General features: G+C 40.5%; 20 protein-coding genes. 7 read left to right on the forward strand and 13 right to left on the reverse strand.

Translation table 11 applies throughout. From position 1 onward, the window contains the following. Window positions 1-544 precede the first annotated feature (544 nt). The 7 genes from AAEY99_RS09725 to rplU all read right to left on the reverse strand — a co-directional run bounded on the left by AAEY99_RS09725 (window position 545) and on the right by rplU (window position 4,729). The gene (locus AAEY99_RS09725; RefSeq protein WP_101088751.1) at window positions 545-931 is read right to left on the reverse strand and encodes a DUF3718 domain-containing protein; all 387 of its coding nucleotides are present in this window, start codon (window positions 929-931) and stop codon (window positions 545-547) included. 97 nt (window positions 932-1,028) lie between these two features. Further along, window positions 1,029-1,511 carry a type 3 dihydrofolate reductase gene (gene folA / locus AAEY99_RS09730; protein ID WP_101088750.1) on the reverse strand — a complete coding sequence of 161 codons (483 nt, stop codon included), beginning with the start codon at window positions 1,509-1,511 and terminating at the stop codon, window positions 1,029-1,031. Between the two features lie 19 nt (window positions 1,512-1,530). Continuing rightward, window positions 1,531-2,001: a threonine/serine exporter family protein gene (locus tag AAEY99_RS09735; protein ID WP_101088749.1), complete on the reverse strand. Its 471-nt coding sequence runs from the start codon at window positions 1,999-2,001 to the stop codon at window positions 1,531-1,533. Next, window positions 2,001-2,759 carry a threonine/serine exporter family protein gene (locus tag AAEY99_RS09740; RefSeq protein ID WP_101088748.1) on the reverse strand — a complete coding sequence of 253 codons (759 nt, stop codon included), beginning with the start codon at window positions 2,757-2,759 and terminating at the stop codon, window positions 2,001-2,003. The genes AAEY99_RS09735 and AAEY99_RS09740 overlap by 1 nt, the downstream gene beginning before the upstream one ends. Before the next feature lie 20 nt (window positions 2,760-2,779). Continuing rightward, on the reverse strand, window positions 2,780-3,946 hold the full coding sequence (gene cgtA, locus AAEY99_RS09745) for an Obg family GTPase CgtA (RefSeq protein ID WP_011638530.1): 1,167 nt from the start codon (window positions 3,944-3,946) through the stop codon (window positions 2,780-2,782). Between the two features lie 200 nt (window positions 3,947-4,146). Continuing rightward, window positions 4,147-4,401: a 50S ribosomal protein L27 gene (gene rpmA, locus AAEY99_RS09750; protein ID WP_011638531.1), complete on the reverse strand. Its 255-nt coding sequence runs from the start codon at window positions 4,399-4,401 to the stop codon at window positions 4,147-4,149. A 16-nt stretch (window positions 4,402-4,417) separates the two neighbouring features. Continuing rightward, window positions 4,418-4,729, reverse strand: coding sequence for a 50S ribosomal protein L21 (rplU, locus tag AAEY99_RS09755; protein WP_101088747.1), 312 nt, complete (start codon window positions 4,727-4,729; stop codon window positions 4,418-4,420). A 403-nt stretch (window positions 4,730-5,132) separates the two neighbouring features. On the opposite strand from rplU, the gene ispB reads away from it, so the two are divergent. Then, a complete protein-coding gene (gene ispB / locus AAEY99_RS09760) occupies window positions 5,133-6,104 on the forward strand; it encodes an octaprenyl diphosphate synthase (RefSeq protein ID WP_182744166.1) in 972 nt (323 codons plus the stop codon). A gap of 119 nt (window positions 6,105-6,223) precedes the next feature. Here ispB and ung read toward each other — a convergent pair whose 3' ends face one another. After that, on the reverse strand, window positions 6,224-6,886 hold the full coding sequence (gene ung / locus AAEY99_RS09765; RefSeq protein WP_335692408.1) for a uracil-DNA glycosylase: 663 nt from the start codon (window positions 6,884-6,886) through the stop codon (window positions 6,224-6,226). Window positions 6,887-6,975: 89 nt separating this feature from the next. On the opposite strand from ung, the gene AAEY99_RS09770 reads away from it, so the two are divergent. Then, window positions 6,976-7,527 (forward strand): prepilin-type N-terminal cleavage/methylation domain-containing protein, encoded by a 552-nt coding sequence (locus AAEY99_RS09770; protein WP_409085818.1) that lies wholly within the window; start codon window positions 6,976-6,978, stop codon window positions 7,525-7,527. Window positions 7,528-7,598: 71 nt separating this feature from the next. Further along, a complete protein-coding gene (locus AAEY99_RS09775; protein WP_101088743.1) occupies window positions 7,599-7,925 on the forward strand; it encodes a DUF3144 domain-containing protein in 327 nt (108 codons plus the stop codon). Window positions 7,926-8,120: 195 nt separating this feature from the next. Here AAEY99_RS09775 and AAEY99_RS09780 read toward each other — a convergent pair whose 3' ends face one another. Next, the gene (locus AAEY99_RS09780) at window positions 8,121-8,738 is read right to left on the reverse strand and encodes a LysE family translocator (RefSeq protein ID WP_162023756.1); all 618 of its coding nucleotides are present in this window, start codon (window positions 8,736-8,738) and stop codon (window positions 8,121-8,123) included. Window positions 8,739-8,872: 134 nt separating this feature from the next. Between AAEY99_RS09780 and AAEY99_RS09785 the strand changes: the two genes are divergently transcribed. Continuing rightward, window positions 8,873-9,406, forward strand: a complete 534-nt coding sequence (locus AAEY99_RS09785; RefSeq protein ID WP_101088741.1) for a thioredoxin family protein — start codon at window positions 8,873-8,875, stop codon at window positions 9,404-9,406. Between the two features lie 125 nt (window positions 9,407-9,531). Here AAEY99_RS09785 and AAEY99_RS09790 read toward each other — a convergent pair whose 3' ends face one another. Further along, a complete protein-coding gene (locus tag AAEY99_RS09790; RefSeq protein WP_192114344.1) occupies window positions 9,532-12,138 on the reverse strand; it encodes a TonB-dependent receptor plug domain-containing protein in 2,607 nt (868 codons plus the stop codon). 459 nt (window positions 12,139-12,597) lie between these two features. Here AAEY99_RS09790 and AAEY99_RS09795 point away from each other — a divergent pair, with 459 nt between their 5' ends. Further along, window positions 12,598-14,196, forward strand: a complete 1,599-nt coding sequence (locus AAEY99_RS09795) for an AMP-binding protein (protein WP_351010321.1) — start codon at window positions 12,598-12,600, stop codon at window positions 14,194-14,196. Between the two features lie 239 nt (window positions 14,197-14,435). Here the strand turns inward: AAEY99_RS09795 and AAEY99_RS09800 are convergent, their stop codons facing one another. After that, entirely contained in the window at window positions 14,436-16,229 is a 1,794-nt protein-coding gene (locus AAEY99_RS09800) for an ABC transporter transmembrane domain-containing protein (RefSeq protein ID WP_351010322.1), read from the reverse strand. Window positions 16,230-16,440: 211 nt separating this feature from the next. Here AAEY99_RS09800 and AAEY99_RS09805 point away from each other — a divergent pair, with 211 nt between their 5' ends. Further along, entirely contained in the window at window positions 16,441-16,923 is a 483-nt protein-coding gene (locus tag AAEY99_RS09805) for a type II secretion system protein (RefSeq protein ID WP_192114342.1), read from the forward strand. A gap of 28 nt (window positions 16,924-16,951) precedes the next feature. On the opposite strand, the gene AAEY99_RS09810 is transcribed toward AAEY99_RS09805, so the two are convergent. Then, window positions 16,952-17,362, reverse strand: a complete 411-nt coding sequence (locus AAEY99_RS09810; protein ID WP_101088737.1) for a hypothetical protein — start codon at window positions 17,360-17,362, stop codon at window positions 16,952-16,954. Between the two features lie 331 nt (window positions 17,363-17,693). Between AAEY99_RS09810 and AAEY99_RS09815 the strand changes: the two genes are divergently transcribed. Further along, window positions 17,694-18,872: a methyltransferase gene (locus AAEY99_RS09815; protein ID WP_351010324.1), complete on the forward strand. Its 1,179-nt coding sequence runs from the start codon at window positions 17,694-17,696 to the stop codon at window positions 18,870-18,872. Window positions 18,873-19,877: 1,005 nt separating this feature from the next. On the opposite strand, the gene AAEY99_RS09820 is transcribed toward AAEY99_RS09815, so the two are convergent. Then, a complete protein-coding gene (locus AAEY99_RS09820; RefSeq protein ID WP_101088735.1) occupies window positions 19,878-20,618 on the reverse strand; it encodes a FadR/GntR family transcriptional regulator in 741 nt (246 codons plus the stop codon). Between the last annotated feature and the right edge of the window lie 266 nt (window positions 20,619-20,884).

Consider the following 20,884-nt stretch of genomic DNA (forward strand, 5'->3'; position numbering starts at 1 on the left):
GATTAAATCCTTCTTGGTCGAAAGATCTGATCGTAAAGAGGGCGTTTAGTTCAATTCTTATCCCGAGTTCAGGTTAAGTTAGTATTCACAAAAGGCCCTTAGTGGGCCTTTTTTATTGCCTGTAATATTTGATTACGAGTAACTGACACTCTGATGGTAAATGAAATAAATCGATTTATAACAAGCAAAATATTATGTCTAAACTAGTCGCTGAACAGCCACAAAGCACGCTTTCAACTATCAACTCACGCGTGTGGTAACCTTGATTGTAATTGGTGACGCCAGGCAGAAACCAATGGCTTGTCTGGCATTAATAGAACATGGATTTTAGACTCAAATTGATGTGCAGATAGGTCGCAGTAAGTAGCAAGTTATCAGTAAACAGGCTGAAAATTGAAAGCAAACAACAAATAAATATAAGGCGAATGTAATCCGTCATTGCTAATCAACCTAATGGGTAAATTATCGACATAAAAAATGCCGATAATTACTTATCGGCATTTCTAATTACATTGACTGACTCAACGATGACACATCGCCAGGATTAGCCACCAACTCGGTCTTTAATCGCGGCAGTAATCGGGCTACCGTCATGACCATTAGCAGCTGCCCAATCTAGAATGGTTTTGCCATCAGCCTCAGGAATAGCTAAATCACTTGAAGGTAGACGCTTTGCGATAAACTCACCGACATCATTAGCATTTGAATTGTAGGCAGTACGCAATAAACTGCTGCCATCACAAGAAATGCCTGAATAAACATTACGTAATTTAACACGACTTTCTTTCATCTTCTTACGTAAACGGCTTTTGTCGTCTGATTTCACATAATCACAAATATTTGCAACTAATTGATCTGTATCGGCGATAGCAGGGGCTGACACAAAAGATGCTGCAATCAGGGCTGCAATAGCTACAGGCAATAGACGCATCTGACACTCCTTTATATTTTATAGTTATATAACTATGTATAGAGATCATGATTTAGATCACTTTTACATATTAATTTCAGGGGTAAACCCGACTAATTTAACACTTTTTAACTAAAGTGTTAAAGCTATATTGCAATCCTTTGTCGTTTGTTGCAGTTACTGAGTTCTGTAAATCCCAAGAACCATCATCCCAGGCAGGAAATACCGTGTCACCCTCTACATCGACATCAATTAACGTTAGATATAATACGTCAGCTTGAGGCAATAGTTGTTGATAAAGTTGACCACCACCAATCACCACCATTTCTTCACAATCACCCGCTGCAGTGATAGCTTCATCGAAACTTTTTACACAGGTAACACCTTCAATACTCAACTGACTATTACGGCTAATCACTATATTGTGGCGCCCGGGCAATGGTCGACCAATTGACTCATAGGTTTTGCGCCCCATAACAACAGGTTTTGACAAGGTCATCGCTTTAAAGTGGCGTAAATCTTCAGGTAAATGCCAAGGCATTTTATTGTCTTTACCTATAACTCTATTGTTGGCCATTGCGGCAATCATTGCGATACGCATTGAAGCAAAATCCTTATGGTTAAATAATTGGTCTGTTACGGTAGTAAAGCAAACTTGGTAACGCTAACCCTACCGCCAGCGCACCTAAGATAAATACTGTTTTTAAACCGTTGACGATGACCTGAGCTGTGAGTTCGGGACTAACCTGACTCTGTGCTGTGAGTTGAATTAATGCAATGACAGTATTGAATGCATACGTTCCTGGTACCATTGGAATAATGGCAGCAACAGCGTACATCAATGGTGGAGCAAGGTGACGTTTGGCAAACTGAATAGTAATCAAGCCAACAATAGCTGCGGCGATAAATGTCGCCCATTCAATTGGCATTGAAAAATGTAATAAGAAAGTTCTTGAGCTGTGGCCAATAGCACCTGCGATGGCACAATAAATTAAATAGCGTTTAGGGACATTAAACACCATCGCAAAACCGACCGCAGGTATCGCCGAAAAAAAGGCATCATGCAGCAATAAACTTAGAAAGGATAACATTAAAATATCCCTCCCATTTGCATCGCAATGGTAATACCAATAACCGATGCTAAAGTTAATAGGGTTGCATGACCCCAGCGGGAAATACCCACATTCATGTGACCTTTGACCATATCCGAAATTGCATTAATCAACGGAAACCCTGGTACTAGCATCAACACGCTGGCCGCCATTGCTGCTTGAGGTGTTTCGGAGATAGATCCAAGATAGCCGATTTGAGCTATAGCCGTGATCACAAATGCAGTCAGTGAGAAGTTAACCAATAAATTGAAATGTCGAGATGCCAGAAAAAGGCGTACTATCATTCCAACCGCTGAGGCAAAAAATGTGATCAAGCATGCCATCATGTCGCCATCAAATAAATGACAGAAACTTGCGCACGACAAACCTATCATAGGAACTACGGCAATTGCGGGGTATGTTTTAGGAGAAATATGAGCGAGGCGTCTACGAACTTCATTGGCACCATAAATACCTTTTTCGGCTAGTATGCAAATTCGTTGAAGCTCACAAATCACCATCATATTAATGCCATGAGCACGAATACGACGGGTTGTGGTAATGCATCTACCGTGTACCAAGCTAGTTAATACTAATGCATTGGATGATATTGATAATTCAATGCTAGCAATACCGAGTGCTTTACCAAGGCGCTGACTAATCTCTTCAACGAGATCAGACTCAGCACCATATGCCAGTAGTAGCTGCGCACAGCGTACTACAAGGCGGGTAATTTCATTTTGGCTATCTTCGTACACGACGTCCTCAAATGAGCTCTTTAACGTTGATAGATGACTTCTACATCATAGTCATCATCATCAAAATCTTCGTCAAAGTCATCATCATAATTTTCATTAGCGTTTTCATCTTCAGCGCTATGGTAATTATCCCATTTAAACTCAACGTCAGCATCAGCGGTAATTTCTTCCACAATAGCCGGTAAACTTCTAATGTAGTCAAGCATCTTAATGCTTAGCTCTTCAGTACCAGTTCGATTGTAAGCTGACATAGTATAAACATCACCCTGCCAATCTAACTCTTTGACAATACGATCGATTTTAGCTTGTATCTCTTCATCTAGCAGTAAATCAGTTTTATTAAACACTAACCAACGCGGTTTTGCCGCTAGTTTTGGAGAGTATTTTTCAAGTTCACCGACAATTGCACGAGCAGAATAAACTGGGTCTACGCCATCAATAGGTTCGATGTCGATAATGTGTAACAACATACGGCAACGTTCAAGATGCTTTAAGAAACGAATACCTAAGCCGGCACCTTCAGCAGCACCTTCAATTAGACCTGGGATATCGGCAATAACAAAGCTTTGACCTGGACGCGGATTAACCACACCAAGGTTTGGCACTAAAGTCGTAAACGGATAATCCGCAACTTTAGGCGTCGCACGTGATACAGAGCGGATAAAGGTTGATTTACCTGCGTTTGGCATCCCTAGTAAACCCACATCAGCAAGTAACAATAACTCAAGTTTAATTGAGCGTACTTCACCAGGGGTACCTAATGTCTTTTGGCGCGGAGCACGGTTAGTACTACTTTTAAAACGGGTGTTACCTAAACCGTGGAAACCACCTTTAGCAACAAGCAGCTTTTGTCCATTTACAGTAAGATCGCCAAGTGACTCTTCTGTTTCTTGATCGATAGCACGAGTACCTACTGGTACTTGCAGAACCAAATCACTACCACCATGTCCGGTACAATCACGGCCACGACCATTGGTGCCACGTTCAGCCATATGAAAACGAGTAAAACGATAATCAATCAGCGTGTTCAAGTTTTCGTTAGCTTGCAGATATACACTGCCGCCATCGCCACCGTCACCACCATCTGGACCACCATCTGGAACATATTTTTCGCGTCTAAAACTCACGCAACCGCTTCCGCCGTCACCTGCTTCTACGCGAATATTCGCTTCATCAACAAACTTCATACTGACTCCTGACGCCACTTAATCTGTAATTATAATCCCAAATCACTGGAATTTGCAGGAAAGCGCTGAAGATAGCATTCATCACGATATCGCCTACTGCATATAAACAAAATCATTAAACTATCAATAACAGTTTAATGATATAAAAAACACAAAAGCCCCACCATAGGCAGGGCTTTCGAGATCTAGCTTAGAAAGAATTAAGCTTCGATGCTAATAAACTTACGGTTATTAGGACCTTTAACTTGAAACTTTACTTTACCGTCTGTTAATGCAAACAAAGTATGGTCACGACCAATACCTACGTTTACACCAGCGTGGAACTTAGTACCACGTTGACGAACGATAATGTTACCAGCTAGAACTGATTCACCACCAAAACGCTTAACACCAAGACGTTTACTTTCCGAATCGCGGCCGTTACGAGTACTACCGCCAGCTTTTTTATGTGCCATGAGTTAGACTCCTAAATTATGCGCTAATCGCAGTGATTTTAACTTCGGTGAACCACTGACGGTGGCCCATCTTCTTATCGTGATGCTTACGACGACGGAACTTGATAATAGTTACCTTTTCGCCGCGACCGTGGCCAACTACTTCAGCTACGACTTTACCGCCAGCAACTAAAGGAGCTCCAACGTGTACTGTTTCACCATCAGCGATCAACAAAACTTGATCGAATTCTATGGTTTCACCAGTAGCAACTTCTAATTTTTCTAAACGAACTGTATGACCTTCAGCAACACGGTGTTGCTTTCCGCCACTTTGAAAAACAGCATACATGGCTATTTTACTCCAAATGACTAACACACTAACTCATATTATTGACGAGACTAGGTGCTAAAAAACTTTTAATGACAATGGGCGCGGATTCTACGCGAAGAATTATCATCAGGCAAGTCTTAATTCACTATCAAATAAAAAAGACCTCATCACTGCACACTATTCATTAATAGCTAATGTGCCTTCTTTAAAATTTAGTTAACATGGCCATGTTAATTTATACCTAAGTTTTATAATTAAATTGGTCAGAATCCTACTAACTATCGTAAAATCAGGATTCTGTATGTTCAATTGTGGAAATACATACTTTGAAAAATAGCACTGATATCCTGTAAGATATGCGCTCTAATTCGATATGACTAATTAAGGGTGCAAGCCTGTCGCCCAACAACCAGAGACTATTATGGATTTAAACGCCATTCGTCAACTGGCTGACACTGATATGCAAGCAGTCAATCAGCTGATATACAAACAACTTGAATCTGATGTAGCCCTAATTAATCAATTAGGCTTTTACATTATCAATGGCGGTGGTAAGCGTTTACGTCCGTTATTATCAGTATTAGCCGCACGAACCGTTGACTACCAAGGTGAACATCACCTTAAACTCGCGGCGATCATCGAGTTTATCCATACTGCGTCTTTGTTACATGATGATGTTGTTGATGAGTCGACATTGCGTCGCGGCCGTGAAACCGCCAATGCCTTATTTGGTAATAGTGCTAGCGTACTAGTAGGTGACTTTTTATATACTCGTTCATTTCAAATGATGACCGAGCTCGATAACATGAAAGTACTGCAAGTCCTTGCCCATACCACTAACGTACTTGCCGAAGGTGAAGTTTTACAGTTGATGAACTGTAATGACCCTGATACCACCGAAGCAAACTACATGCGGGTGATCTACTGTAAAACCGCAAAATTGTTTGAAGCGGCAACTCAGTTAGCCGGTGTTTTAGCCAATGTGAGCGCTGAGCAAGAACAAGCATTAGCTGATTACGGTAAATACCTCGGCACAGCTTTTCAATTAACGGATGATTTACTGGATTACACTGCTAACGCTGACGAACTAGGTAAAAACATCGGTGATGACCTTGCTGAAGGCAAACCAACATTACCGCTAATCTATGCCATGGAAAACGGATCTGACACGGCTAAAAAACTCATTCGAGATGCAATTGAGCAAAGTGATGGCACCAAAGCAATTGATGAAATTTTGGTGGCGTTAGAGGAGTCTGGCGCATTAGTTTATACTCAGGATAAAGCTCAAGCAGAAGCACAGAAGGCCATAGATGCACTCAGTGTTTTTCCTGACAGTAACTACAAGCAAGCACTCATTTCGTTAGCTCATTTGTCAGTTAATCGCAGCAGTTAATAGTAATTAATAGTAGTTAGTAACAATTAGTTAGTAACTACCACAATCAATCATGAATTCATTTTTTGATGTTGATGCATAAAAAGGTGTGAATACTCAATTCACACCTTTTTTTATGATCAAACTTGCCAATTTATGGCTGAATTGCCTTGTTCAATTAATAATTGATTAATGCTTGAAAAATGACCGCAACCAAAAAAGCCTCGGTAAGCAGATAATGGCGATGGATGTGGGCCGTTGAATACATGATGATGCGCAGCCGTGATCAGATGACCTTTCTTGATAGCATGATTACCCCAACACACAAATATAATCGGCGAAGATTGTTGGTTTAATCGCTGCAATACATTATTAGTAAATGTCTCCCAACCAGATTTAGCATGTGAATGAGCCAACCCCTGCTCTACCGTTAATACCGTATTCAATAATAAAACGCCTTGCTTAGCCCAAGAGGTTAAATTGCCATGTTCGGGAGTCACAAAGCCTTCAATATCATTGGTTAACTCTTTATAGATATTCGCTAGTGATGGTGGCGGTTTAATGCCATTTTTAACCGAAAAAGAAAGCCCATGAGCTTGATTAGGTCCATGGTAAGGGTCTTGCCCCAGTATCACGACTTTAACCTCTGACAGCGGTGTTAAATCAAAAGCCGCGAATACTTCATCATCAGGCGGATAAACAGTTTTATTATCGGCTCTTTGTGAGGCTATAAAGTGTTGCAAATGTTGATAATATGCCTGCGATTGTTGTTGCTCAAACAGCTCTTGCCAATGGGAAGTCATTCGATGTATTCCTTAAATGAAAACGACAAATTTGTGAACTGCTTAGTCTTTGGTTTACTATTAACAGATTAATCACCCTTATGAATAATATGATGCCATTACATAATAACAAAAGCACTGCTAATAACGGTTTTACCCTTATTGAACTTGTCGTTGTTATTATCATACTTGGGATCATCGCAATTATCGCTTTGCCTAAGTTCATCGATTTAGGCCAAGACGCTAAAATAGCCAGTGTAAAAGCAACTGGCGGGGCATTTTCTTCAGCAATAACCTTGGCTCATTTAAAATGGGCCGCGATGGGGTATTCAGGCCCAGCAGATAATTTAGCAATTTTCAGTCAAGCTGGAACCGATGGCGAACTGGATATGAACCAATGGGGCTATCCTGCGCAAAATTATCCACCTTACGAAGCCTCTCCAAGACTGAATAATGTTAATGACTGCCTTTCCGTCTGGCCGACTCTGTTGATGGATGGTCCAAGCGTTTCTATCAGTACCGATAAAGGTTCATCTGATTACCAAGCCGAATATATCAATCCAGATCAATGCCGATATAACTACAACTTGCTATCACTTATGTCGATATATTATGACTCACGTAACGGCCAAGTCTTGGTAGATTCAGATCCCAATAGCTAATTTTTTACCTGATATTTTCCAATAAAGACGTTACACTCAATGGAAAATTAACTCACAAAAAAGTGGATCTGATGTCTGAAGCCAAAACAGAATTAACAATGTATCAAATAGCTGACCAATTTATTGCCCTAGCCAATCAACTAAGCCAACAAGAAAATGATATTGGTAAAGTGGGTACGGCAATGAGATTTGCTTCAGCACGCTTTAATGCGTTCGAAGCCTCAATTAAATCAGCTGATCTTGCCGCTGAAAAAGATCATGCATTAGCTTGGTTTTCTGATGAATTTAAAGCCATGTTAAAAGAAAACTTAGAAGATCATATTGCTAATCCTCCTGTAGCAGCACCGCAACAAGAGCAGAAAAGCGATGATAGCGTACAAATGTTCAAAGGTGCCTAGCATTCGCTAACAACGTCACTGATAATTAGCCGTTAATCAATAATCCCTACCGCACATCTGGTGGGGATTACTTTTTAAAATAAAGCACATTTAACACTCCCCGCTCACCGCATACTATTGTCGCTGTTCGCTTTAACAAATAAACCTATGCATAACCAACATAATTAATCACTGTTAACCGAGTAGATGCCAGTACTATAACAACGTGTAAATAACCCTAATAGAAAGCAAAATCAATACAATACCTGAGAGCCTATCAATCAGTTTTGCCTTTTCTCGTAACTTAGGTAATACAGCAGAATGTGATAACACGAATGCAATAACGGTATACCACAAGCCATCAATAATTAGCGGGGTAAATACAATCAATGCTTGGCCAGTGGTCGTTTGTGCTGCCAAGACAAACTGACTAAATAAGGCTAGAAAAAATAATAATATTTTAGGGTTAAGCAGTGAAATAGCGAGTCCATCACGAGCTGCAATCCATAAACTAGTGGCTTCCCCAGCGGCTAATTTTTGCTGCATCCCGCCTTTGGAACCAAGAGCTTGAATACCCATCCAAGCTAAGTAAATTGCTCCGATTATCGCAATGGCATTAAACATTAATGGTGATGCTTTTAATATTGCAGCCAAACCCAATAGAGTCACCAGCGCATACACACCGATACCAATTGAATGCGCCCAAGCACATACTATGCCGTGTAATCTTCCACCACTGAGTGTATGCCTCACTACCATGGCTAAACTCGGGCCTGGAGACATGGCACCCAAACAGCATATCGCTAATAATCCCAGCCAAGCACTTAACGTCATAACACTCCTTTATTTGCAACTATCCAGTTATTAATATTTTGCAAAAATACATTTTAACAACCAGTTAAGTATGCGTTGTTAATGTATCGTCACTTATATGGATGAGTATAATAACGTATTTACAGAGGAAACCTATGACGACATTAATGCTGATATTACTCTTGGTTATTTTTATTGCCGTAGTAATATTGATTTGGGCTAAAATAAAAGGAAAATCGATTCCGACCTTAGTGATAGTCATGCTCATTTTGATGGGGATCTGTTTTGCGGGGATCATTGCATTTGTTAATAAAGGTGAAAACTATCAAGCATATCAAACATTGAATTGGCAACCACTTGAACCTGAAAAAATTGCCGCCTATGTTAAACAAGGTAATATTGTGTTTGTTGATATTACAGCCGACTGGTGTGTTCCCTGCCAAACAAATAAAGCCAACGTACTTCATCGCGAACAAGTCGTAAATAAATTAAACCAGCCACACATTATTCTCATGCAAGGTAATTGGACTCAAGCCGATACCGTCATTGAACAGTATATGGGGCAACAGGCAGTTGCTGGTACGCCGTTTAATAAAATCTATGCCCCGTCTTACCCAGAAGGCATTGAGTTGCCCAAAGCGCTGATTATCGACGATGTGTATCGAGCATTAGCTTTAGTCGTCAAGTAAGATACTTAATCTTCAAAACAGAATATGTAATCTTCAAGCAAAAAGCCTAGAAAACTTTCACAATAAAAAAGACTGCCGAAGCAGTCTTTTTAGTTATTGATTTAGTTATTGAATGTCGCTAACGCTTAGAAGCGGTAATTAACACGGCCGTAGTAGAAACCACCGTTGTAATCAAATGGACCACTTTCGTAGTACACCGCACCTAATTCACCCAGAGTGCCATCTTTTAGCTTCTGCGCTTCTTGATCGAAGATATTGTTTGCGCCAACTGATACCGTTAAGTTATCAAGTACCGCATAGCTCACTTCAAGATCGATAGTCACAGCAGCATCTGCCACCTCAGAACCCCAATCAGAAGTATCATCAGCGTGTGTAGCGTAGTACTCACCAAACATATTACCACGAACTGACATGCTTAAATCATCCCAGCTTTGGCCCCAAGTAAGGGTTGCACGGTGTGCAGGAATACCATCTTCTAAACGACGAACTTTACCTGCATCAGTTGTTTCAGGGTCATATTTATCAACACTGGTATCAGTCCAACCGTAGGCTAAACTGAATTTCGCATCACCTGATAACATTTCTGTAGTATAAGACGCTACAACATCAACACCTTGAGTCGTTGTATCAAAATCATTAGTGTAGAAGGTTACCGCAGAAATCAACTCAGGGAACTCAACACCAGCGGCACGTAATGCATCGTAGTCACTAGCTTCAACCGAAATTTGGCTAGATTGTGCAATACGACCAGTTACTTCAATGTTGTAGTAATCAACAGTTAGGAACAAGTTATCATATTGGTATACAAAACCTGCTGCATAGCTAACAGACTCTTCAGGATTAAGTACTTCACCACCATAGAAAGCCGCTAATGGATTTGTTGGTGGAGCAATGAAGGTTTGAATCAAGTCACCGTTAACAATCGATGTTTGAGTGTTAACTACGTTTTCTTGACCAACGGTTGGCGCACGGAAACCAGTACTGTGCGATGCACGGAATGATAATTCATCGGTTGCAACATACTGCGCTGTTAACTTGTAGTTTAATGTGTCACCAAAAGTAGAGAAATTTTCATAACGAAGTGCAAAGCCTAATAATAAGTCTTCGGTTAAATACGCTTCAATATCGGTATAAACACCAATGTTGCTTCGGTCATTTTTACCGGCTGATTCTGGACCAAAACCTTTAAAGCCGTGTGAGCCAATGTTGAAGCCTTGATCAGCATAAGGACCTGCAATCCATGAAGCTTCATCACCTTGACCAATCTCAAATGACTCTTCACGCCATTCAAAACCAGTAGCAAAGCTAATGTCTTCTAAGCTACCAATAGTAACGAATCGACTAAAATCAGCATTAAAAGTTGTTTCTACTTGCTCGTATGAACCAGTATCAAAGTCAGTTGGTGTATCTAAACCCATTGATGGGTTTAATGAGTTCTTTAAACCAAAGCTGGCTTTGTTACTGCCCGTACCTGCGCTCACATCATACATCCACTCGCCAGACTCGCCTTTTACACCAGCGAAGAAAGACATATCTTCAATTTTACCGGTGAACTGAGGTGTATACCCGCCTGGACGAACTTGGTTCATAGAGAAACAGTTAGGATCGGCAACCATTGCTTGATAAGCGTCAGTACCCAACACGTTTCCGTCTTGATCTGGAATGCCATCACCATCGATATCTATTTTAGGAATAGGGACATTCATGTTGTTACATGTTGCTACCCCATCGGTAGCCAAACCAACATCCCCGACTAATAAACTTTCGCCGCCATCTACAGAATAAACGTTACCGCGGTTATGCGGGTTACGATAATAGAAACCACCAGTTGCTTCACGTGATGACACGTTACCGAACGCATACAAATGGGTATTGTCGTTAATATCAAAACCGGAGTTTACGAATACAGTAAAATCATCATTGATCTCAGGGTTACCCCAAGTTTGTGCTGGATTAAGAATTGAGGTATTACCCGCATCAGCGATAGCTGCTGCATCTGGACGCTGTACACTGCGGCTAGTCGCATCTGCCGTTTTATATTGTGCACTGATGTTAACAAAGCCATCATCAGTCAAAGGTAAACCAATGTTACCGTCAATTGTGGTTGCTGCGCCGTCACCTTCGTAGTATTCACCTTGGCTGACAGTGATAGAACCACCTTCAGAAGCATCTTTTAATACGAAGTTCATTACACCAGCAATCGCATCCGAACCATACTGAGCAGCAGCTCCGTCACGTAATACTTCAACTTGCTTTAATGCCACACCAGGAATAACAGATATATCTGGACCTTGTGCACCATCGTTAATGCCACCACCTTGGAAAGCAATAACTGACGCACGATGACGGCGTTTGCCGTTAACCAAAATAAGCGTACTGTCAGACGGTAAACCACGTAAGTTAACCGGACGAACTAGCGTTGCAGCATCACTAATAGGTTGTGCTCGAGAGTTAAAAGAAGGCACTGATGTTACTAACATGTCGATCATGTCAGTCGAACCGTTTTTCTTTAAATCATCACTGCTGATGATATCAATTGGAACTGGTGAGTCACCAATTGAACGAGGTGCCGCACGAGAACCCACGACTGCGATTTTTTCAACGTTTTCTTTCTTTGCAACTTCTTCATCGGCTGCGAATGCTTGAGTGCTAACTACAGATCCGGCAAGTGCAAATGAAATGGCTAAGCTCAAAGAGCTGATACCAAATTTAGATTTTTTTGATTGCATCATTATTATGTTCTCAACTGCTTATTATTGTTGTTTGTCGACGATGTTTCTCACAAAATGAATGAAAAACACGTCTATCCCTATCGAAATACTCCCTATCTCAACTACATTTTTATAACAATTGAAAAACAATTGCTAACACTTTTTGGGATAAATAAGTAAGCGCTAAATAGCAATTTATAAAAAAATGCTCTAAGCAGTTGATTTTTAGTGATATAGGTCACAAATCGAATTATTTACTAGAAGTAAACTTTTTTAACTAAATCAACACAAAACACAAGTGTAACCATTAGTTTACACAAAAAATCGTGTTTTGATGGTGATGTATTAAACGAGTAATCTAATATTGATTCAATTTCAGTGAACCTTTGCCAATTGATATTGACCCGTGTAGGTTAGTAAAAATAATCTAAACGGACGTTTGATTTATAATAATAACCAAAAATATCTAAGGTGGTATGCATGGCTTATGATGCAGATTCAGTACTTGATTTACACCAATACACATCCATAGTTGATTTGATCGAAAAAGCTTGTGACAAGTATGCAGACAATATTGCATATGCATGTCTTGGGAAAAGCACTAGTTTTCGTGAAATAGAACAAGGCTCGCGCCATTTTGCCAGTTATTTGCAACACAGCACTTCATTGCAACCTGGCGACAGAGTAGCGATACAGTTGCCTAATATTACTCAGTTTGTGATTGCGGCTTATGGGGTAATTCGAGCCGGTATGGTGCTAGTCAATACCAATCCGATGTACACCGAGCGTGAACTCATTCACCAATTTAACGACTCAGGGGCAAAAGCCTTAGTCGTATTGTCGGATTTACTACCCACATTAACTAACGTGATCGACAAAACAACAGTAGAGTTGGTGATTTCGACCCACGCAATGGATCTTATTCAACCGCAACCTCAACCAGAACCCCCTTTTAACAAAGTGGCATTTACCTCTGTGCTCGTTGAAGGTGCTAAGCATCCTTATCAGTCAATAAAACCTAACCATGATGATTTAATTGCTCTGCAATACACTGGCGGCACAACCGGTTTATCAAAAGGCGCTATGCTCAATCATGGCAACCTTTTGGCTAATTCTGGTCAAGTAAAATCACGAATTGCTAGCACCATGACCGAAGGACATGATGTATTTGTCGCGCCATTACCGATTTACCATATCTATGCATTTATGGTTAATTTGGTGCTGTATTTTGAGTCAGGTAGTTGCTCAGTATTAATTCCTAATCCTCGTGATATTGCAGGGCTAATCAATACCATGAAAGCCTATCCATTTACTGGGTTTGCGGGTTTAAACACTCTATTTGTTGGCTTATGTCATCAGCCGGAATTTAAGGCCTTAGATTTCAGTAAAATGAAAATAACCATTTCGGGTGGTACCGCATTAACGAGTGCAGCAGCTAACTTATGGCAACAAACCACCCAATGTATGATTTCAGAAGGTTATGGCTTGTCTGAAACATCTCCTGTTGTCAGCCTTAATGCACCAGGGTATCAACGCCTTGGTACTATTGGTAAACCGGTATTGGGCACTGAAGTTCATGTGCTCGATATGGATGATAATGAAGTGGCTATCGGTCAAGCTGGCGAACTTGCCGTGCGCGGTCCGCAAGTTATGCAAGGGTATTGGAATAAACCAGAAGAAACCGCTAACGTCATGACAAAAGACGGATTCTTTAAAACTGGCGATATTGGCATTGCCAGCGAAGATGGTTATCACACCATTGTCGATCGTAAAAAAGACATGATTATTGTTTCTGGTTTTAACGTCTATCCTAATGAAGTTGAAGACGTACTTTCAACTAATGAGTTAGTTTTAGAGTGTGCTGTTGTCGGGGTTGAAGATGAACGTTCTGGCGAAGCAGTAAAAGCCGTGATTGTATTAAAACAGCCGCCAGCGGATATCGAGGCGGTCAAACAGGCGATTAATGATTACTGCCGCAGCCAACTGACTGCGTATAAAGTGCCACGCATTATTGAGTTTACTGAACAATTACCGAAAAGTGCTGTAGGGAAAATTTTGCGTCGAGAACTACGTAAATAGAGCTACGTTATAAGAGCTACGTAAGTAAGAACTTCACAAGCAAGAAAAAAACTGCGCTAGTAGAGTAGATATTATCTTGCTTAAAACGCTATGCAACTAACCTCAATGCAGAACAATAACGGCTTATCAAACTGCGATTAACATCATTTGAAACAGTTAATTGATTCGAAAATAAAAAAGATGCTTCGGCATCTTTTTTTATTTCTCAACGACACGATCACTGCACCAAGCAGTAACCATTATGACGGCTCGTTATCCATCAATAACTGTAAACTGGCAAATTCGCGATATAGCTCATTACTTGCCATTAATTCGTTGTGAGTACCACTGGCAATAAGTTGTCCTTTATCTATCACGAAAATCCGGTCTGCATTGATCACGGTAGCTAAACGATGGGCAATAATCACAGTGGTACGTTTGGCCATAAGTGAATCGAGGGCCTGTTTTACTTTGATTTCGCTTATGGCATCTAACGCACTCGTCGCTTCATCAAGTAGTAATATTGGTCTGTCAGCAAGAATCGCTCTTGCGATTGCAATACGTTGCTTTTGCCCGCCAGACAAACGTACTCCACGTTCACCTAAGTAAGTCGAATAACCGTCAGTAAATTCGCGAATAAACTCATCCGCTTTAGCCGCAATACAGGCCTGTTTCACCTCTTCATCGCTGGCATCTAAGCGACCATAACGCACATTATCGAGTACGTTCATGGCAAAAATCACCGACTCTTGCGGCACAAGAGCATACTGTTGGCGTAAATCTGCCAACGACAGCGTCGAAATATCAATACCATCTAATAATATCCGCCCCTGTTTAGGCTGGTAAAAACGCATCATCAGTTCAAATAAGGTGCTTTTGCCTGCTCCGCTTGGGCCCACTAACGCGACTCGCTCTCCCGGTGCAATGTCCATCGACAATTGGCGGATCACGTCTTGACCCAGATCAGATGGATAAGCAAAGCACACATTATCAAAACTGAGCAAGCCATTAACAGGCAACAATAACTTATTTGGTACAACTTGCTGAGGTATATCAACGGGCGTTTTGACTAATTCAACTAAACGTTCAGCCGCACCAGAGGCGCGTTGTATTTCGCTAAACACTTCACTGATGGTCGCTACAGCACCTGCAACCATCACGGCATAAAACATAAATGCAGACAGCTCACCACCGGTGATACTGCCAGACATCACATCTTGCGCCCCAATCCATGTAACAAAAGCAATTGCTGCAATGCTTAAAAACATTACCGTTGAAATAAGCAGCGCACGATACATAATACGGCCTTTAGCCACATCCATTACCGCCTCGACTCTGTCAGCAAATAGCTGGCGGTCTTTAGCCTCGTGGGTATACGCTTGCACGGTATGAATTTCATGTAAGGTTTCATCAATATAAGCACCAAGATCGCCTACCCTATCTTGACTTTTACGCGACAAGGTTCTGACTTTTCGGCCAAAAAAGATCACCGGGCCTAATACCAAAGGAACGGCTAACAACACTAATGCTGTCAACTTAACACTGGTAAACGCCATCATAACGATGCCACCAATCACGGTCACACTTGAACGCAACGCCATAGATAAACTTGAACCGACAACGCTTTGTAACAAGGTACTGTCTGCCGTAAAACGTGAAATAACCTCACCGGTACGCTGAGTCGCAAAAAAAGCTGGCGATAACGATAATAAATGATTGTAAACCTGTAACCGAATATCCGCACTGACCCGCTCGCCAAGCCAAGTCATCAGATAAAAACGACAGAAAACCGCAGTTCCACTGATTGCTGTAATAGCAATAATAAACAACATGATCTCATTCAATCGCCCTGCATTATCGGCAATAAATCCTTCATCGACCATTAACCGAACACCTTGGCCAAGCGATAACCATGCCAGCGATCCAATAAACAGAAATACAATCGCCGCCACTACTTTCATACGATAAGGAGACAGAAATTGTAAAATCCAAGGTAGAACAGAATGTTTTAAAGGAGGTTTAGCAGAAGATATTGACTCAGTTGAAGTCGTCATTGGATTCGTCACAGTATTAACCAGCATATATAACTAAGATATTCTGATAGTACCAATAAAACACAACATTGTAGATGCCTTAACAATAAGGCGCCGGCCAGCAGGATTACGACCGCCGAAAAAATGATGCTAGTATCGACTAAAAAATAACATGAAAAATAGCATGAGCAATAAGATGAAAAATAGTATGAGAAATAGTATGAGAAATAGTATGAGAAATAATATAAGACCATCGCACGGTTTTACATTAATAGAGTTGGTTGTTGTGATTATTATTTTGGCCTTATTGGCCGTTGTCGCGAGCAGTAAATTCATTAGCTTACGCAAAGATGCAATTGTATCTACCATGGTAGGAATGGAAACAGCAATGCAATCAGCTGCAACGTTAACCTATTCAAAAGCCGCTATTGCTGGTGTAGAAAGACTTGCGACTACGACGCTTAATATTGATGGGGTCAATGTTAACTTAGCTTATGGCTATCCCGATGGAACAGCCGCTGGTATTGCAATGCTAATGAATATTCCCGAAGGTGATTGGCAACAACGCAAAAGTACATTGCCTATAACTGCATGGGTATATTGGCATGGTGTCATTAAAGAGGATGCGGGCGTTGCTGCATGTTATTTACGTTACAGGCAAGTAACATCAGCCACCGCACGACCTGTTATAGATGTTCAAACAAGCGGATGTTAGACATCAATGGGTTTAAAAAACCATAACATTAAGACTCAGGATAACGTTTTTCAATCGCTTTTAGCGAACGTAAAAACAACCCTATACCCCCCACACAAAGTACCAATATAACGATTAAATCAAATGCACTCATGTAAGAAAATCTAAAATTAATCGAGCTTATCACGCCAAAAATCAATGCCACTAACGAGCCAAATGTCAGTAACCACCCAAGTATGTTTCTGCCATTATAAAACATCAGTCCAACACCAAACATAAAGGGTATCATCACCATTCCACTGGTAAGCCCAAAGCCGCCCAGCTGATATAAATGGCTGCTAAAGCCAAATGAGCTTGTCACTTTAATGGCATTTAATAGCATATAAAAGCCACCGCACATCATCACTAGCCCAATAAAGAACTGACCCATTCCACCTGACGTTCCACCAGCACCTTTCATCAATATCCCTTGAAACCATTATCTTAAGTCAATATATTGATGTTACTGAACCGTACAATTAATAGCAATCATCTCTGCAGTACAATCATGTTCGTGATATTAGGTTTTAGTTTCAAAGTTAACAATCAATATCATCTTGTTCTGTATCCTACATTCAACATGTCGTTTAACACGAGTTAAACAGAGAAACTTTGATATTCAATAAAACTAGCGCCACTCCACAAAATTCCCCTTATCAACTTGTTTAAGCCTAAGCCTCGCGCTGGTAAGTGATATCTGAGATAATATCGGGCTATTTTATCGATATTCTTTTTTATTAGGTAACACCGTTATGACAACCCAATTTGCTTGTTCAGGTATAGAGCTTGAGCTTTTTCGTTATCCAAGCCAACAAGCATCAAACTTACAAGCATGGGATGCCGCTGATGAACACCTAGTAAAGTACTTAATCGACACCGAAATAACAGCAACCACAACCGCCATTCTAAATGACAACTTTGGCGCGCTAACGTGTGCATTAACCATGCAATATCCACACAGTGAATTGCTTGTCGAAACGGATGCTAAAACCAGCTTGTTAGGTTATCAGCAAAATTTATTACTCAACAAACTCGCACCAACCAACATACATTGGCTAAATAGCCGCGAAACGCTGCCACAAAATATTCAATTAGTGCTGATGAAGTTACCTAAAAACCTACACTATTTTGGCCAGCAGCTTGCGCGTTTATCAACGGTGCTTCCTGCGGGAACCCAAATACTGATAGGTGCTAAAGCCAAGTCAATCAATCCAGCATTATTGGCCAGTATTGAAAAAAATCTAGGTCCCGCATCCGCCAGTTTAGCGTGGAAAAAAACACGGGTAATTAGCTGTATTAGCGATGGTAAAAAACGGCCATTAGCAAAAGCCGTGAATTGGAATGTCGATGAGCTAAAACTCACTATCAGTAACCTTGCGAATGTATTTGCTGCCAATAAGCTCGATATTGGCGCAAGGATTATGCTCGACAACATGCCCAAAGGTGAATTCAACCACATTATAGACTTAGGCTGTGGTAACGGTATTTTAGGATTACACGCCAAGCAATGTTATCCCAATGCGCAAATCCACTTTGTGGATGATTCTGATATGGCCATCGCCTCGGCAAAGCATAATTGGCAAGCGAACGCGCTAGATACTCCATCTCAAGATCTTCAATCCCAAGATCCTCAAACAGAACAAACGCCACAAGCTTTTTTCCATTGGGACGATTGCCTGAGTAATTTACCAGCTGATGTTGAACCAGATTTAGTGATATGTAACCCTCCGTTTCATCAAGGTGAAGCCATTACCGACCATATCGCTTGGCAAATGTTTGTTGATGCACATAAGCGCCTAAAAAAAGGCGGTTTATTACATATCGTTGGTAATCGACATTTAGCCTACCACGTTAAAATAAACCGTATTTTTAAAAACTGCACCACTGTTGCCTCTAATGGTAAGTTTGTCATTTTACAAGCAATAAAATAATGCCATGAATGAGGTACTAAGGTCATGTTCCCCTAAATGGCCCTGCATGGCCCTGCATATAAAACTAAACCAATATTGATAGTAACGAGCGAGGGCCGACACAATTTATGTGCAGCCCTTCACTCGTATGTATTTGCAACTCGCTACACCTTGTTTATCTCGAACACTCACATTAACGGACACCAATAACCACTGAACATTCATCAGTATAAACGGCGATACAGGTCTGGTTTGTTGTGACTAAAAGCAAATCGCTTTGAGATGTGCATATCCCTTGAATAAATAACTATATACCGCATTGATTTGAGCACTCGTTTGCAATAACAAGGCATCAATAGCCTCTATGATAGATGAACACAATGATAAATAGACACAATGACCTTATGACTAACGCCAATCTGTGCCTTAACAATCCACATCAGGCATTACCAAGAAAACATAATTGGTTAACACTAAAGCATAAAATACACCTCTAATAACATTACCAAACTGGGTATAAATGGCGTTAACAATAGAACTCAATCATATTTCCATAGGTAGAATAGCCGCTGTAATAAACAATCAAGCTAATTTTCTGCAATAATATTAAAGTTAATAGTGGTTTTTTATGTTTTTTGAAAGACCAATTTAACAGCCTCTTTTCTTTGTAAGTTGACCATGAAGATCAGCGACCCCTAACCAAGTTGCTTTAATTGGTCGCCATTTATGTGGAATGTTGCAACTCCATTAGCGCAAGAAACAAGTCACGTAACAAAATAGCTAAAGTGGCCGCTGAAAATGCGACACATCATTGCATTGGGGATAGGATTATTGATGGCGTTAACTAAATTGCTTGTTATCTCAAGCTGGCAGTTGAAATCATGAAGTCATCGTTACCGATATTATGGTCAACATCCCTCATAACATTACTCATAACATTACTCATAAAAAACCATAAAAAACGCGCTAACACTTAAGTGTCGGCACGTTAATTTTATCGCAATGAGCTAATACGCTTAAAAAGCATTAACCTTTTGTTTTTACTAAACTCTCAATTGAATACAAGTCGCGATTAGCACTATTTTTGCGGCGTACTTCTTCTAATGCCTGCTGTTCTAATTTATCAAACAATACATTGATTAAGCGATTAAAATGCTTATGCATTGCTAAACGAGCCTCAGCGGCATCGTGCAGTGATAATGCCTGATAAATTGCGGTATGCTCTGCTAAGGTTTTATTATTATCTGTGCTACAAACAATATTATAATCTTCAATGATTTCATTACTTGATGAACGCAGCGCCCACATGTTTTCAAACAAATTTATCAACGCGCCGTTACGAGTAGAATATGCGATGATCTGATGAAACAGCTCGTCTGCCTCTTCGACATTTTGCATATCTTTCATCATTACTAATGTGTCATGGAGTTTTTCAAGTTCTTCTGCAGTAATGGTTTTTGCTGCTAAAGCAGCTATTTCACCTTCAACTAAAGCACGTGCTTGGGTTAATTCAAATGCGTTAACATTATTCACCGCTACCGGTTTTTGCTGATGGTCAACCACGTACACGCCAGAACCCGTTTTCACTTCCACTTTTTCACGCACTTCTAGTGCAATAATAGCTTCACGAATGGTTGGCCTGCTTACTTCAAACTTTTCAGCAAGCTCACGCTCTGGGGGTAAACGACTGCCTACCGGATACTCGCCACTGGCGATAGCGGCTTCAATCGTATCGACTATTCGCCAAAATAAACGACGGTTTTTCATATACCTTCCTTCGAAAAGTAAAACCAATTTACTGGTTAATGCTGACATATTATCGGTTAATACCTTAGCAGCAAACAACTAAATTACATGTTATGTTAATCTCAATATAGAAATAATAGCACATTGTCATACCTTTAAAAATATTGGTAATAGACTAAAAATATAAAATCATAGCAATTGGTAAAACAATTTATTGACATAATCTTAATGATTGGTTAGTTTCTATTCAAGCACAAATGATCATTTAACAGAATAATTTAAATTTT

Origin of the sequence: Shewanella sp. S1-58-MNA-CIBAN-0166 (genome assembly GCF_040310085.1) — a bacterium.
Lineage (GTDB): Bacteria > Pseudomonadota > Gammaproteobacteria > Enterobacterales > Shewanellaceae > Shewanella.

What these genes read in the sequence shown, in the direction of transcription:
- rpmA (WP_011638531.1), bottom strand. Translation starts at nt 4,401, where the DNA reads ATGGCACATAAAAAAGCTGGCGGTAGTACTCGTAACGGCCGCGATTCG.
- AAEY99_RS09780 (WP_162023756.1), bottom strand. Translation starts at nt 8,738, where the DNA reads ATGACGTTAAGTGCTTGGCTGGGATTATTAGCGATATGCTGTTTGGGT.
- AAEY99_RS09775 (WP_101088743.1), top strand. Translation starts at nt 7,599, where the DNA reads ATGTCTGAAGCCAAAACAGAATTAACAATGTATCAAATAGCTGACCAA.
- AAEY99_RS09770 (WP_409085818.1), top strand. Translation starts at nt 6,976, where the DNA reads ATGATGCCATTACATAATAACAAAAGCACTGCTAATAACGGTTTTACC.
- folA (WP_101088750.1), bottom strand. Translation starts at nt 1,511, where the DNA reads ATGCGTATCGCAATGATTGCCGCAATGGCCAACAATAGAGTTATAGGT.
- AAEY99_RS09805 (WP_192114342.1), top strand. Translation starts at nt 16,441, where the DNA reads ATGAGAAATAATATAAGACCATCGCACGGTTTTACATTAATAGAGTTG.
- AAEY99_RS09810 (WP_101088737.1), bottom strand. Translation starts at nt 17,362, where the DNA reads ATGAAAGGTGCTGGTGGAACGTCAGGTGGAATGGGTCAGTTCTTTATT.
- AAEY99_RS09735 (WP_101088749.1), bottom strand. Translation starts at nt 2,001, where the DNA reads ATGTTATCCTTTCTAAGTTTATTGCTGCATGATGCCTTTTTTTCGGCG.
- AAEY99_RS09820 (WP_101088735.1), bottom strand. Translation starts at nt 20,618, where the DNA reads ATGAAAAACCGTCGTTTATTTTGGCGAATAGTCGATACGATTGAAGCC.
- rplU (WP_101088747.1), bottom strand. Translation starts at nt 4,729, where the DNA reads ATGTATGCTGTTTTTCAAAGTGGCGGAAAGCAACACCGTGTTGCTGAA.
- AAEY99_RS09725 (WP_101088751.1), bottom strand. Translation starts at nt 931, where the DNA reads ATGCGTCTATTGCCTGTAGCTATTGCAGCCCTGATTGCAGCATCTTTT.
- ung (WP_335692408.1), bottom strand. Translation starts at nt 6,886, where the DNA reads ATGACTTCCCATTGGCAAGAGCTGTTTGAGCAACAACAATCGCAGGCA.
- ispB (WP_182744166.1), top strand. Translation starts at nt 5,133, where the DNA reads ATGGATTTAAACGCCATTCGTCAACTGGCTGACACTGATATGCAAGCA.
- AAEY99_RS09800 (WP_351010322.1), bottom strand. Translation starts at nt 16,229, where the DNA reads ATGACGACTTCAACTGAGTCAATATCTTCTGCTAAACCTCCTTTAAAA.
- AAEY99_RS09795 (WP_351010321.1), top strand. Translation starts at nt 12,598, where the DNA reads ATGGCTTATGATGCAGATTCAGTACTTGATTTACACCAATACACATCC.
- AAEY99_RS09785 (WP_101088741.1), top strand. Translation starts at nt 8,873, where the DNA reads ATGACGACATTAATGCTGATATTACTCTTGGTTATTTTTATTGCCGTA.
- AAEY99_RS09815 (WP_351010324.1), top strand. Translation starts at nt 17,694, where the DNA reads ATGACAACCCAATTTGCTTGTTCAGGTATAGAGCTTGAGCTTTTTCGT.
- cgtA (WP_011638530.1), bottom strand. Translation starts at nt 3,946, where the DNA reads ATGAAGTTTGTTGATGAAGCGAATATTCGCGTAGAAGCAGGTGACGGC.
- AAEY99_RS09790 (WP_192114344.1), bottom strand. Translation starts at nt 12,138, where the DNA reads ATGATGCAATCAAAAAAATCTAAATTTGGTATCAGCTCTTTGAGCTTA.